General features: G+C 72.6%; 13 protein-coding genes. All 13 read left to right on the top strand.

What is annotated here, in order from left to right:
• Positions 1-59: 59 nt before the first annotated feature.
• The 13 genes from ASF43_RS26180 (at position 60) to ASF43_RS31880 (ending at position 12,776) form a co-directional block, all read left to right on the top strand.
• Positions 60-848 (top strand): IclR family transcriptional regulator, encoded by a 789-nt coding sequence (locus ASF43_RS26180; protein ID WP_056188003.1) that lies wholly within the window; start codon positions 60-62, stop codon positions 846-848.
• Between the two features lie 39 nt (positions 849-887).
• Positions 888-2,984 carry a TonB-dependent receptor gene (locus ASF43_RS26185; RefSeq protein ID WP_056188006.1) on the top strand — a complete coding sequence of 699 codons (2,097 nt, stop codon included), beginning with the start codon at positions 888-890 and terminating at the stop codon, positions 2,982-2,984.
• Between the two features lie 151 nt (positions 2,985-3,135).
• Positions 3,136-3,603, top strand: a complete 468-nt coding sequence (gspG, locus tag ASF43_RS26190; protein WP_056188010.1) for a type II secretion system major pseudopilin GspG — start codon at positions 3,136-3,138, stop codon at positions 3,601-3,603.
• A gap of 16 nt (positions 3,604-3,619) precedes the next feature.
• Positions 3,620-4,825: a type II secretion system F family protein gene (locus ASF43_RS26195; RefSeq protein WP_056188013.1), complete on the top strand. Its 1,206-nt coding sequence runs from the start codon at positions 3,620-3,622 to the stop codon at positions 4,823-4,825.
• Positions 4,822-6,531: a GspE/PulE family protein gene (locus ASF43_RS26200; RefSeq protein ID WP_082498184.1), complete on the top strand. Its 1,710-nt coding sequence runs from the start codon at positions 4,822-4,824 to the stop codon at positions 6,529-6,531. The genes ASF43_RS26195 and ASF43_RS26200 overlap by 4 nt, the downstream gene beginning before the upstream one ends.
• Positions 6,509-7,285 (top strand): hypothetical protein, encoded by a 777-nt coding sequence (locus ASF43_RS26205; protein ID WP_056188017.1) that lies wholly within the window; start codon positions 6,509-6,511, stop codon positions 7,283-7,285. The genes ASF43_RS26200 and ASF43_RS26205 overlap by 23 nt, the downstream gene beginning before the upstream one ends.
• A gap of 5 nt (positions 7,286-7,290) precedes the next feature.
• Positions 7,291-7,803, top strand: a complete 513-nt coding sequence (locus tag ASF43_RS26210; RefSeq protein WP_056188019.1) for a PilN domain-containing protein — start codon at positions 7,291-7,293, stop codon at positions 7,801-7,803.
• Entirely contained in the window at positions 7,800-8,339 is a 540-nt protein-coding gene (locus tag ASF43_RS26215; protein ID WP_156373528.1) for a hypothetical protein, read from the top strand. Before ASF43_RS26210 ends, ASF43_RS26215 begins: the two co-directional genes overlap by 4 nt.
• Before the next feature lie 3 nt (positions 8,340-8,342).
• Entirely contained in the window at positions 8,343-8,948 is a 606-nt protein-coding gene (locus tag ASF43_RS26220) for a hypothetical protein (RefSeq protein ID WP_156373529.1), read from the top strand.
• Positions 8,949-11,189 (top strand): secretin N-terminal domain-containing protein, encoded by a 2,241-nt coding sequence (locus ASF43_RS26225; protein ID WP_056188029.1) that lies wholly within the window; start codon positions 8,949-8,951, stop codon positions 11,187-11,189. It begins immediately after the preceding gene.
• Positions 11,186-11,803 (top strand): type II secretion system protein, encoded by a 618-nt coding sequence (locus ASF43_RS26230; RefSeq protein WP_082498185.1) that lies wholly within the window; start codon positions 11,186-11,188, stop codon positions 11,801-11,803. Before ASF43_RS26225 ends, ASF43_RS26230 begins: the two co-directional genes overlap by 4 nt.
• A 2-nt stretch (positions 11,804-11,805) precedes the next feature.
• Positions 11,806-12,195, top strand: a complete 390-nt coding sequence (locus ASF43_RS26235; RefSeq protein WP_056188033.1) for a type II secretion system protein — start codon at positions 11,806-11,808, stop codon at positions 12,193-12,195.
• Positions 12,196-12,197: 2 nt separating this feature from the next.
• A complete protein-coding gene (locus ASF43_RS31880) occupies positions 12,198-12,776 on the top strand; it encodes a type II secretion system protein (RefSeq protein WP_082498186.1) in 579 nt (192 codons plus the stop codon).
• Positions 12,777-12,984 lie beyond the last annotated feature (208 nt).

Below are 12,984 nucleotides of genomic sequence, written 5' to 3' on the forward strand. Positions count from 1 at the left end.
TGTTTCCATTAAGGAAAACCCTTCCAATAAAGCGTTTCGGCGCGGACACAATCCGCCGCATGGCAAGCACCCTGGAACGTTCGCTCACCCTGCTCGAGTACCTGGCCGCGCGGCCCGAGGGCATGACCCTGTCGGCCATCGCGGCCGATCTCGCGCTGCCGCTGTCGGCCTGCCACCGGCTGCTGACCGAGCTGGCCCGGTGCGGCTACGTGCGCCAGATGCGCGACCACGGCGACTATGCGCTGACCACCAAGCTGGCCGCAATGGGGCTGAGCTATCTGGGCGGCTCGGGCATCGTGGACATCGCCCAGCCCGTGATCGACCGGCTGGCCGAGGACAGCGGCGAGCTGGTGCGCCTGGCCATCGTCGACGGCGACCGGCTGACCTTCGTCGCCAAGGCCCAGGGCGCCAGGTTCGGCCTGCGCTACGACCCCGACATGGGCATCGACGTGCGCCTGTCGTGCAGCGCCGGTGGCCATGCCTGGCTCATGACGCTGGACGATGAGCGCGCGCTGGAGCTGGTCGTCAGGCAGGGCTTCGGCCAGCCGCGCGACTACGGGCCGGGCGCGCCCACGGGCTGGAAGGCCATGGTGCAGATCCTGCAGGACGACCGCGCGCGCGGCTTCGCGATGATCCAGGAGATGTATGCGCCGGGCATGGGCGCCATGGCCGCGCCCGTGCGGCGTCGCGGCGAAGCCACCATCGGCGTGATCACCATCGCCGGACCGTCGGTGCGGCTCGGGGAAGAACGTATGCTCCAGCTCGGCCCGCATTTGCTGGCGGCCGCACAAGAGCTCGCGCTGGCCAGCACGGCATCGCCGATCTTCGTGCGCCGGCCGCTGGCATGAGCCCGGGCCTGCCCCACCCCTGATCCGGAGACATGCAAGATGACCCTGACGCTGCGCCTCGTTTCCTCGTCCATGCTGGCCCTGTGCGGCGCACCCTGGGCCGCCTCGGCACAGGATGCGGCGCCCGCCGCGCTGGGCGCCGTGGTCGTCACCGCCACCCGTACGGAAGCCCAGGCGCTGGACGTGCCGGCCTCCGTGGACCGCATCGAGGGCGAGGACATGCGGCGCGGCCGCGCCCAGGTCAACATCTCCGAGGCCCTGGGCGCCGTGCCCGGCCTGCAGGCGCGCGACCGGCAGAACTACGCGCAGGACGTGCAGGTCTCGGTGCGCGGCTTCGGCGCGCGCGCCACCTTCGGCATCCGCGGCGTGCGGCTGTACGTGGACGGCATCCCCGCCACGCTGCCCGACGGCCAGGGCCAGATCTCGCATGTGGACCTGGCGTCGGCCGAGCGCATCGAGGTGCTGCGCGGCCCGTTCTCGGCGCTCTACGGCAATTCGTCGGGCGGCGTGCTGCAGGTGTTCACCGAGGAGGGGCGCGGCGCGCCGCGCCTCACGCTCGGCACCGCTGCCGGCAGCGACGGCCTGCTGCGCTATGGCCTGAAGGCCAGCGGCAACAGCGGCGTGAACGACAGCGGCGTGGGCTACGTGCTGTCGGCTAGCCAGTTCCGCACCGACGGCTACCGCGAGCACAGCGAGACGCGGCGCACCATCGCCAACGCCAAGCTCACGCTGCGCCCGCACGAGGACGGCAAGCTGACGCTGGTGGCGAACCGGGTGGTGCTGCCGAAGGCGCAGGACCCGCTGGGCCTGAACCGCGCGCAGTACGAGGCCAACCCGCGCGGCGTCGACCCGGCCGCGCTGAACTTCAACACGCGCAAGAACATGGACCAGACCCAGGCCGGCCTGGTCTACGAGCACTACTTCAGCGAAGCCCATGCGCTGCAGGCCAGCCTGTATGGCGGCCAGCGCGGCACGACGCAGTACCAGGCCATCCCCGTCGGCCCGCAGAACAGCCCCACGCACCCCGGCGGCATGATCGAACTGGACCGCGACTACGCCGGTGCCGACCTGCGCTGGACCTGGCGCACGCAGCTGGCCAGCGCGCCGTTGACCGTGGTCGCCGGCCTGACCTACGACGGCCTGCACGAAGACCGCCGCGGCTACCAGAACTTCGTGGGCAGCCAGCTGGGCGTGCAGGGCGCCCTGCGGCGCGACGAGCGCAACCGCGTCACCAGCTTCGACCAGTACCTGCAGGCCGAGTGGCACCCCACGCAGCGCTGGACGCTGAACGCCGGCCTGCGCCACAGCCGCATCGACTTCGATTCGCGCGACCGCTACATCGCAGGCGCCAACCCCGACGACAGCGGCGAAGCGCGTTACGGCGCCACGCTGCCCGTGCTGGGCGCCAGCTTCGCGATCGCCGAGGGCCTGCGTGTCTACGCCTCGGCCGGCAAGGGCTTCGAGACGCCCACGCTCAACGAACTCTCGTACCGCCCGGGCGGCCAGACAGGGCTGAACTTCGGCCTGCAGGCCGCGCGCAGCAAGAGCTTCGAGTTCGGCCTGAAGTCGCGCAGCGCGGGCTTCGGCGAATGGACGGCCGCGGTGTTCCGCACCAACACCGAAGACGAGATCACGACGCTGACCAATTCCGGCGGCCGCACCACCTTCCAGAACGCCGGCCGCACGCGCCGCAACGGCCTGGAGCTGGCCTGGTCGCAGGACTTCTACAAGCACCTGCGCACCCGCGTCGCCTACACGGCACTGGACGCGCGCTACGGCGAAGGCGTGGCTGCGGGCGCGCGCATCCCGGGCCTGGCCAAGAACAGCGTCTTCGCCAGCGCCGGCTGGCAGCCGCCCCAGGGCTGGCGCGGCGGCGTGGAGTGGCGCGCGCTGAGCCGCGTCTATGTGAACGATGCCAACAGCGACGCGGCGGCCGGCCAGGGCGTGGCCTCGGCCTACGTGGGCTACGCGACACAGCTCGTGGGCTGGCAGCTCGAAGGCTTCGTGCGCAGCGACAACCTGCTGGACAAGCGCTACGCCGGCTCGGTCATCGTGAACGAGGGCAATGCCCGCTTCTTCGAGCCCGCCCCCGGCCGCACCTGGCTCGCCGGCCTGTCAGCCAGCCGCGCGTTCTAGCCCCGCGCCACCCTGGCGGCGGGCCTAGGGATTTGCCCTAGGAAACGCTTTCTAGAAACTTTTCCTTATTGGAATAAGTTTCCACAAAGCATATGATGAACTTCGCTGGGCATCGTTGTCATGTCCGTGAAGCAAGTTCAAGGAGACAGGGATGCAGGCAAGTGGCCCATGCCAGGGCGGGCAGGTTCGCGCGCGGTCGACAGGGTGCAACGGCCGGCGCGCCGCCGGCTTCACGCTGCTCGAACTGCTGGTCGTCATGGTCATCATCGGGCTGCTGGCGGCTTACGTGGCGCCGCGCTACTTCTCGCAGGTCGGCAAGTCCGAGGTGCGCGCCGCCCAGGCCCAGATCTCTGCGCTCACCAGCGCGCTCAACACCTACCGGCTGGACGTCGGCCACTACCCCACCGATGACCAGGGCCTGGCCGCGCTGACGGCCCGCCCGGCCGGCGTGGCCAAGTGGGACGGCCCCTACCTGCAAAAGGGCGTGCCGGCCGACCCCTGGGGCCGGCCCTACCTCTACAAATCCCCCGGCACGCATGGCGAGTTCGACCTGTATTCGCATGGCAAGGACGGCCAGGCCGGCGGCACGGGCGACGCCGCCGACGTGACCAGCTGGTAGGGCGCGGCGGCCCCCCATGCGCTTCGACGTGCGAGGTTTCCGGTCCAGCCAAGGCGTGGTGCGCCTGGTGGTGGAGGCCGACGACGCTGCCGGCGCCGCATTGCGCGCACGCGAGCAGGGCCTGGCCGTGATGTCGGCCCAGCCCCGGCGCGGCTTCGGCGGTTTCGGTGGCCTGGGCGGCCTGCGACTGGGCCGGCGCGCCGCGCGCTTTCCGCTGCTGCAGTTCACGCATGAGCTGATGGCCTTGCTGCAGGCCGGCCTGTCGCTGCCCGAGACGCTGGACACGCTGCTGGAGAAGGAAACCCGCGCCGACGTGCGCCCCGTGCTGGCCACCATGCGCGCGCGCATGTTCGAGGGCCAGTCGTTCTCGCGCGTGCTGGAGTCGCTGCCGCAGGCGTTCCCGGTGCTGTACGTGACGACCGTGCGCGCCTCGGAGCGCAGCGGTGACCTGGTCGAGTCGCTGGCCCGCTATGTGGACTACCACGAGCGGCTGGACCTGGTGCGCAAGAAGGTCGTCTCCGCCTCCATCTACCCGGCCGCGCTGCTGGTGCTGGGCGGCCTCGTGATCCTGTTCCTGCTGGGCTACGTGGTGCCGCGCTTTTCGGCCATCTATGCCGAGTCGGGCCGCGATCTGCCGTGGATGTCGCGCCTGCTGCTGCAGTGGGGGCAGGGCGTGCAGCAGCATGGCGCGGCCATCGGTGCGGTGGGGGTCGCAGCCACCGTGCTGGCCATCGCCACGGCGCGCCGCCTGCTGCCGCGCGTCGTCACGCTGCTCACGCGGATCCCGAGCATCGGCTCGCGCCTGGCCACCTACCACCTGGCCCGCTTCTACCGCTCGCTGGGCATGCTGCTGCGCGGCGGCACGGCCATCGTGCCGGCCCTGGCCATGGTCGGCGGCCTGCTGCCGCAAGCCATGCAGGCCGGGCTGGCGCGCGCCACCCAGCAGATCCGCGAAGGCATCGGCCTGTCGGACGCCATGGCCGCTGCCGGCCTCACCACGCCCGTGGCCGCGCGCATGCTGCGCGTGGGTGAGAACAGCGGCGACATGGCCGCCATGATGGAGCGCATCGCGGGCTTCCACGACGAGGAACTCGCGCGCTGGATCGAGTGGTTCACCAAGCTGTTCGAGCCTGTGCTGATGGCCTTCATCGGCGTGGTGATCGGCGGGATCGTGATCCTGATGTACCTGCCGATCTTCGAACTCGCCGGAAGTTTGCAGTGAACGCCGCCACCACAGTGGCGGCGCTGACGCCGCAGCCCTTCACGCCGCACGACATCGCCGAGGCGCGCCGCCTGGGCGCCGAGCGCGGCACGGCCACGCTGCGCGTGCTGGAGGAGCACAGCGGCGCAGCGCCCGACGTGTTCACCGCGCGGCTGGCCCACACGTTGCACTACCCGCTGGCCGCCATCGGCGACCTGCATGGCTGGCAGCCGGCCTTCGACCTGCTGCCCTTCGCGCAGAGCCAGGCGCTGCAGATGCTGGCCATGCGCGATGCGGCGGGCGCGCTGCGTATCGTGTTCGGCGACCCGTTCGACGACGCGCGCATGGCCCGTGTGCAGCACGGCCCCGCGCAGCACGAGGCCTGCACCTGGGTGCTGGCCCACCCGGGCGACATCGCGGCCTACCTGGCGCGGCACGAGGAGGGCCTGTCGGCGCTGGACCATCTGCAACTCGCCAGCGCCATCGGGACGGCCGCCAGCAGCGACGCCGAAGACCTGTCGTTCCAGAGCATCGCCGAGGGCACGAGCGAGGTCGTGCGCCTGGTGCGCTCCACGCTGTACGACGCGCTCAAGGCCAACGCGTCGGACATCCACCTGGAGACCAGCCCCGCCGGCCTGGGCATCAAGTACCGCATCGACGGTGTGCTGGTTGCCGTGCGCCATGGCGACGGCATGGCGCTCGCGGAGCAGGTGATCTCGCGCATCAAGGTCATGGCCTCGCTGGACATCGCCGAGCGCCGCATCCCGCAGGACGGGCGCTTCACGGTGTCGGTGCGCGGGCGCGAAATCGACTTGCGCGTGTCCATCATGCCGTCCATCTTCGGCGAGGACGCGGTGCTGCGCATCCTGGACAAGAAGCAGCTGGCCGACGCCGCGCGCGGCCTCACGCTGGACAGCCTGGGCTTCACCGCGCCCGACCGCCGCACCATCCGCCGCCTGGCCTCCGAGCCGCACGGCATGCTGCTGGTGACCGGCCCCACCGGCAGCGGCAAGACCACCACGCTGTACGCCGCCATCTCCGAGATCAACCACGGCCACGAGAAGATCGTGACCATCGAAGACCCGGTGGAATACCAGCTGCCCGGCGTGCTGCAGATCCCGGTCAACGAGAAGAAGGGCCTGACCTTCGCGCGCGGCCTGCGCTCCATCCTGCGGCACGACCCCGACCGCGTGATGGTCGGCGAGATCCGCGACGCCGAGACCGCGCAGATCGCGATCCAGGCCTCGCTGACCGGCCACCTGGTCTTCACCACCGTGCACGCCAACAACGTGTTCGACGTGCTGGGCCGCTTCGCCCACATGGGCATCGACGGCTACAGCTTCACGGCCGCGCTGAACGGCATCGTGGCGCAGCGCCTGGTGCGTCGCAACTGCCCGCATTGCAGCGCGCCCGTGCAGCCCACGGCCGAGCGGCTGGCGGACGCGGGGCTGTCGCCCAGCGAGGCAGGCAGCTTCAAGTTCATGGCCGGGCGCGGCTGCGGCCAGTGCCGGGCCACGGGCTTCCTGGGCCGCGTGGCGATCGCCGAGATCCTGGTCATGACCGACGAGCTGGCCGAACTCATCATCACGCGCCAGCCGGTGCGGCTGCTCAAGGAGGCGGCGCGGCGCGGCGGCACGCGGCTGCTGCGCGACGCGGCGCTGGACCTGCTGCGCGATGGGCACACCAGCCTGGAGGAGGTGGACCGTGTCACGACTGCCGTGGCGTGAAGCCGCCACCGTCTGGGTCGCGCCCTCGCAGGTGGGCGTGGCGCTGCGCCGGCGCGGCTGGCGCAGGGCGCCCGCGCAGCCGCATGCGGCCCCAGTCGCGGCCGGGTCCGACGCGCTGCAGGCCCTGGCCCGGCTCGCCGCCGACGCCGCACCCGCCCAGGCGCACACACGCATCGTCGTGTCCAACCGCTTCGTGCGCACGGCGCTGCTGCCGCACGGCCAGGCGCTGCGCGGCGCGAACGAGCGGCACCTAGCCGCGCGCGAGGTGCTGCGCAGCACGCATGGCGACGCGGTGGACACCTGGACCGTGACCGTCGACGGCCAGGGCAGCGCCAGCACGTTGGCCGCAGGGCTGGACGCCGGGTGGCTGGCCAGCCTGCTCGCCACGGGGCGTGAGGCCGGTTTGCATGCGGTCTCGGTGCGGCCCTTGCTCGCGGTGGCTGCGGCTAGCGCGTGGCCGCACCTGGCCGGCCGCGAAGCCTGGCTGCTCGTGACCGAGCCCGACGGCGCCATGCTCGCGCGCATCGACGCGCAGGGCGCCTGGCGCAGTTTGCGCAGCGCGCACGAAGGGCCGGCCGCGTGGGCGCAGTGGCTCGCGCGCTGCAGCCTGCTCGATGGCTTGGCGCCGGCCAGCCTGCCGCTGGTGCACGTGGCCTGGGACTGGGCGGCGCCCGCTGCCGAGGATTCACACCTGGCGGCCGCCGGCTGGGACCTCAAGACCGTGCCGCTCGGCCCCGGCGCCGTCTGGGCCTGAACGCGATGGCCGCCCCCGACCTGGACTTCCTGCCCCCGTCGCCGCTCGCGCGCTGGTGGGGCCATGGCGTGCTGGCGCTGGGCGTGGCCGCCTGCGGGTGGGCCGCTCTGCGCTACGTGCAGGCCGACGAGGCGCGCACGGCTGCACTGGCTCAGCTGCAGCCCGCCGCCAGCCGCGCGCAGGCCGCGGCGCCCGTGCCGCGCGAACTGCAGGCCGAGATCGACGCCGCGCAGGCCGTGGCCGCCACGCTGGCAGTGCCGTGGGACGCCTGGTTCCGTGCGCTCGAATCCGTGGCCGTGCCTGGCGTGCACCTCACGGCCCTGCAGCCCGAGGCCGCCGGCCGCCGCGTGCGCATCGCGGGGCAGGCCGGCGATCTGCAGCAGGCGCTGGCCTATGTCGATGCGCTGGAGCGCACGCCCGGCTTTGCGCGCGTGCTGCTGGCCGACCATGCGGTGCAGGAAGGCGCCATGCCCGCGCAACTGCGCTTCACGCTCACGGCCGAGTGGGGTGTGCCATGAAGGCCGCATGGTTGCGGCGCTCTGCCTGGCCGCGCGGTGCGGCTGGCCTGGCGCTGGCCGGCGCGCTGCTGGCCGTGGCCGCGCTCGCGGCGGAGTGGTGGCTCACCGCGCCGCTGCGCGCGCAGCGCGAGGCGCTCGAAGCCGTGGCCGTGCCGGCGCCGCGCGCGGCCGCCACGCGCGCCGCGCTGGCCTCGCCGGCCACGCAGCTGCAGCAGTTCCATGCTGCCTTTCCACGCATGGACGAACTGCCCGAAGCCTTGGCCAGCCTGGACGCCGTGGCACGCCGTGCGGGCGTGGCCTTGCGCTCGGGCGAGTACCGCATCGAGCAGCGCGCCGATGCCGCGAACGGCCGGCTCACGCGCTACCGCATCGTGCTGCGCAGCGCGGGCGACTACGCGCAGATCCGCGGCTTCATCGGCGTGGCGCTGGAGCAGCTGCACTTCGTGGGGCTGGACGACGTGCAGTTCCGCCGTGGCGCCGACGCGGGCAGCGCGCTGGAAGCCGACGTGCGACTGTCCCTGTACCTGCAGCGCTAGACCATGGCCCTGTCGACCCGCCAGCGTTGGATGCTCTACGGCGTGGCCGGCCTGCTCACGGCAGCCGCCATGTGGGCCGTCGAACCCGAGCCCACGCCCGACACCGTGGCGCCCGCCGCACGCCCGGCCCGCAGTGCCGCGCGCGCGGCCGATGCGCCCACCGTACCGCCGTTGGCGCTCGCTCCGCTGCCCGAGCGCCCCTTCGGCGGCGCCGGCCGCAGCCCGTTCGGCGAGTCAGCTGCCATCACGCCCGCCCAGGTGGCCGCAGCCGCCGCCGCGGCCCAGGCCCGCGCGGACATGCCGCCCCCGCCGCCGCCCGCCACGGCGACGACACCGACCGAGCCGCCCTTCGTGTTCCTGGGCCGCTGGACCGAGGACGGCGTCACCACCGTCTTCCTGTCGTCCGGTGGCCGCGGGCTGGTCGCCGTCGCCGGCCGCCCGCTCACCCCCGATTACCTGGTCGAAAGCATCGGCGAGCGTGCCATGCAGCTGCGCCATGTGCCCACCGGCACCCGCCACACCCTGGCATTGGTCGCGGGCCGTCCCGCAGCCGCTGCCGCGGCCGGCGCCGCCCTTGCGGCCCCGGCCGACTCCGAGGAGAGCAATTAATTGAATCCGTCTGACCGGGCAGCCCGCCCCTTCTTCCCGCCGCACGCGCGTGATGCCTGGCACTGGACCGCCCTGGCCGTGCTGCCGCTGCTGGCCGCCTGCGCCACGCCGCGCCAGGCCGAGATCCAGACCGCGCAGCAACTCATCAGCAGCGGCCAGATCGAGGAGGGCCTGGCCCGCATGGAGCGCGCCGCGCGCACGCCGCCGCTGGACCCGAACGCCTACAGCAGCTTCATGCTGCAGCGCGACTCCATCGTCGGCGTCTACCTGCGCGACGGCGACAGCGCGCGCCAGGCCGGCGACCTGGACCTGGCCGAGCAGCGCTACCGCACGGCGCTGCGCATCGACCCGGGCTCGGCCGTGGCGCAGGGCGGCATCCAGGCGCTGCAGGCCGACCGCGCCCACCGCCGCACCGTGGCCGAGGCCGAGCGGCTCATGGCCACGGGCGACCTGGACACGGCCGACCGCCTGGCGCGCGAGGTGCTGGCGCAGGACTCGCGCCAGCGCAACGCCCAGGCCGTGGTGCGCGGCGTGACCGAGCGCCGCAAGGTGCTGGCGCAGAAGGAGCCGCAGCTGCGCGTGGCCATGGGCCGGCGCATCTCGCTGGAGCTGCGCGAGGTGCCGCTGGCCACCATCTTCGAGATCCTGTCGACCAACGGGGGCGTGAACTTCGTGCTCGACAAGGACATCAAGAGCGACCAGCGCACCACCATCTTCGTGCGCGACACCAGCCTGTACGACATCCTGGGCGTGCTGCTGCAGACCAACCAGCTCGAACGCAAGGTGCTCAACGACAACACGCTGATCATCTACCCCAACTCGCCGGCCAAGCAGCGCGAGTACCAGGAGCTGGTGATGCGCAGCTTCTACCTGGCCAATGCCGACGCCAAGCAGACGGCGGCCATGATCCGCGCGCTGGTCAAGACGCGCGACCTGTTCGTGGACGAGCGGCTCAACCTGGTCATCATGCGCGACACGCCCGAGGCCATCCGCCTGGCCGAGCAGCTGGTGGCCACGCAGGACCTGGGCGAGCCCGAGGTCATGCTCGAGCTCGAAGTGCTGGAGGTGGCCTCCAGCGTGGTGCAGGACATCGGCATGCGCTACCCCGAGCAGATCGTCGGCCGCCTGCCCGGCACGGGCGGCAGCACGGCCGACGGGCTGGTGCAGCTGGGCCAGGGCGGGCTGCGCGCGTTCACGGCCAACCCGCTCCTGATCCTGAACCTCAAGCAGACCGACGGCAGCGCCAACCTGCTGGCCAACCCGCGCATCCGCGTGCGCAACCGCGAGAAGGCCAAGGTCCACATCGGCGAGAAGGTGCCGGTGATCACCACGACGTCCACCGCCAACGTGGGCGTGTCCTCGGCCGTGAGCTACCTGGAAACGGGCCTCAAGCTGGACGTGGAGCCCAACGTCTACCTGGAGGACGAGGTCGCCATCAAGGTGCAGCTGGAGGTCTCCAACATCCTGTCGCAGCTCAACATCTCGGGCACCGTAGCCTACCGCCTGGGCACGCGCAACGCCAGCACCACGCTGCGCCTGCGCGACGGCGAGACGCAGGTGCTGGCCGGCCTCATCAACAACGAAGACCGCCAGAGCATCGCCAAGCTGCCCGGCGCGGCCGAGTTCCCGGTGCTGGGCCGCCTGTTCCGCAACAACGACACCAGCGTCACCAAGACCGAGATCGTGCTGCTGGTCACGCCACGCGTGCTGCGCAACGTGCGCCGGCCCGACACGGTGGAGACGCAGTTCGCCTCCGGCACCGAGGCCATGCCCGGCCGCGTGCCGCTGCGCTTCGCGGACGGCACGTCGATGACCATGCGCTCGCCGCTGGCGGGGGCGACCGCGGCCATCGCCGGTGCGCCCGCAGGCGCCGTGGCCGTGCCGGCGCCCGATGCACCGGCTGCGCTCAGCGTGCAGGCGCCCAGCCAGGTGGGCATCGGCGAAGAGTTCAGCCTGCAGCTCTCGCTGCCCGGCGGCAACACGGCGATCACCACGCGCGTGGAGTTGCGCTACGACCCGGCGCTGTTCGCGCCTGTCGGTGGGGCCGAGGGCGGCGCCGGGCGGGCGGGTGTGGAGCTGTCGTCGTCCGGCGTGGCCGGTGTCGCGGCGCCACCGGCGAGCGTGCGGCTGCGCGTGCTGGCCAAGGCGCCGACGACGGCGGAGATCGGCTTCGACGTGGTGTCCAGCAACATGCCGGCGCAGGCGCCGCCGGCGGTGTCGATCGGGATCGTGGCGCGATGAATCTTTGGTGCGCCGTGCGGCGCAGACCCTCACCCCGACCCTCTCCCGCAGGCGGGAGAGGGGGCAAGAGCGCCGCAGTATTCCTCCCTCTCCCGCGCGCGGGAGAGGGCCGGGGTGAGGGCCGGGGTGAGGGCCGGCGCAAGCACCAGCGCGGCTTCACCCTGGTGGAGCTCATGGTCACCGTCGCCATCGTCGGCGTGCTCGCCTCCATGGCCCTGCCGCTGGCCGAGCTCGCCGTGCGCCGCACGCAGGAGCAGGAGCTGCGCAGCAGCCTGCGCGAGCTTCGCCAGGCCATCGACGCCTACAAGCGCGCGACCGAGGCCGGCACCGTGCCCAAGGCGGCCGACGGCACGGGCTACCCGCCCACGCTGGAGGCCCTGGTCGCCGGCTCGGTCGACGCACGCGACCCGCTGCGCCGGCCCGTGCGCTTCCTGCGCCGCGTGCCGCGCGACCCCTTCTTCCGCGGCGGCGCCGATGTGCCGGCCGCCCAGACCTGGGGCCTGCGCAGCTACGCCTCGCCGGCCGACCAGCCCCAGCCCGGCAAGGACGTGTACGACCTGTACTCGACCTCGCAAGAGACTGGCCTGAACGGCCGCCCCTACCGCGAGTGGTGAACATGCGGCGACTTCGTGGCTTCACCCTCGTCGAACTGCTGGTCGTCATGGCCATCCTCGCCACGCTGCTGTCGATCGCCGCGCCTCGCTACTTCGGCTCGGTCGAGCGCGCCAAGGAGAACGCGCTGCGCCAGTCGCTGGCCGTCATGCGCGACGGCATCGACAAGTTCTACGGCGACAACGGCCGCTACCCCGAAGACCTGGTCGAGCTCGTGAACCGGCGCTACCTGCGCGTGCTGCCGGTCGACCCGTTCACCGACAGCAGCGAGAGCTGGATCTTCGTGCCGCCCCCGCCCGGTGCCGACGGCCGCGCGCTGCCGGGCCGGCTCTACGACGTGCGCAGCGGCGCGCCCGGCAAGGCCAGGGCCGGCGGCAACCTGGCCGACCTGTAGCCATGCGCGCGCAACGCGGCTTCACCTACCTGGGCCTGCTGCTGGCCGTGGCGCTCACGGGCGCCGGCCTGGCCGCGGCCGGCAGCGTGTGGAGCGTGCACGCGCAGCGCGAGCGCGAGGCCGAGCTGCTCTACGTGGGCGACCAGTTCCGCCGCGCCATCACGGCCTACTACAACGACGTGCCGGTCGGCCAGCGCCACCGCTTCCCCGACAAGCTGGAGGACCTGCTGCTGGACAAGCGCTGGCCCACGACCAACCGGCATCTGCGCCGCGTGTATGTGGACCCGATGACCGGCAGCACCGACTGGGGCATCGTGCCCGCGCCCAGTGGTGGCATCCTGGGCGTCTACAGCCGCTCGGGGGCCGTGCCGCTCAAGCGCCAGGGCTTCGGGCGGCTCGACACGGCGTTCGAGGACGCCGCCACGCTGCAGGACTGGCGCTTCGTCTACCGCCCGTTCGAGGAAGACGGCGCAGCCGAGGCCACGCAGGCCGCCACCACCGGCCCCGGCTTGCCGACGGTGCCGCTGTCGGCGCTGCCGCAGTTCCGCGCCAGCCCGGGCGGCGCATCGAACGCCAGGTAGGTCGAGCCATCGGCCGCCTCGGCCGCGAACACGATGCGATCGCCGGCCAGCGCGAAGCTGCGCGGGAACGCGCCGTCGGCGCCGGCGCGCACGTCGCGCACGAGGCGCACGTCCTGCGGCTCGCCGCGCGTCTCCCAGACCTCCATGCCGGAGCGGCCGTCGTCGGCCGCGAAGACGATGCGCTCGCCCAAGCGCGCGAAGGCCCAGG

Origin of the sequence: Pseudorhodoferax sp. Leaf267, from assembly GCF_001422405.1 — a bacterium.
Classification (GTDB): Bacteria; Pseudomonadota; Gammaproteobacteria; order Burkholderiales; family Burkholderiaceae_C; genus Pseudorhodoferax.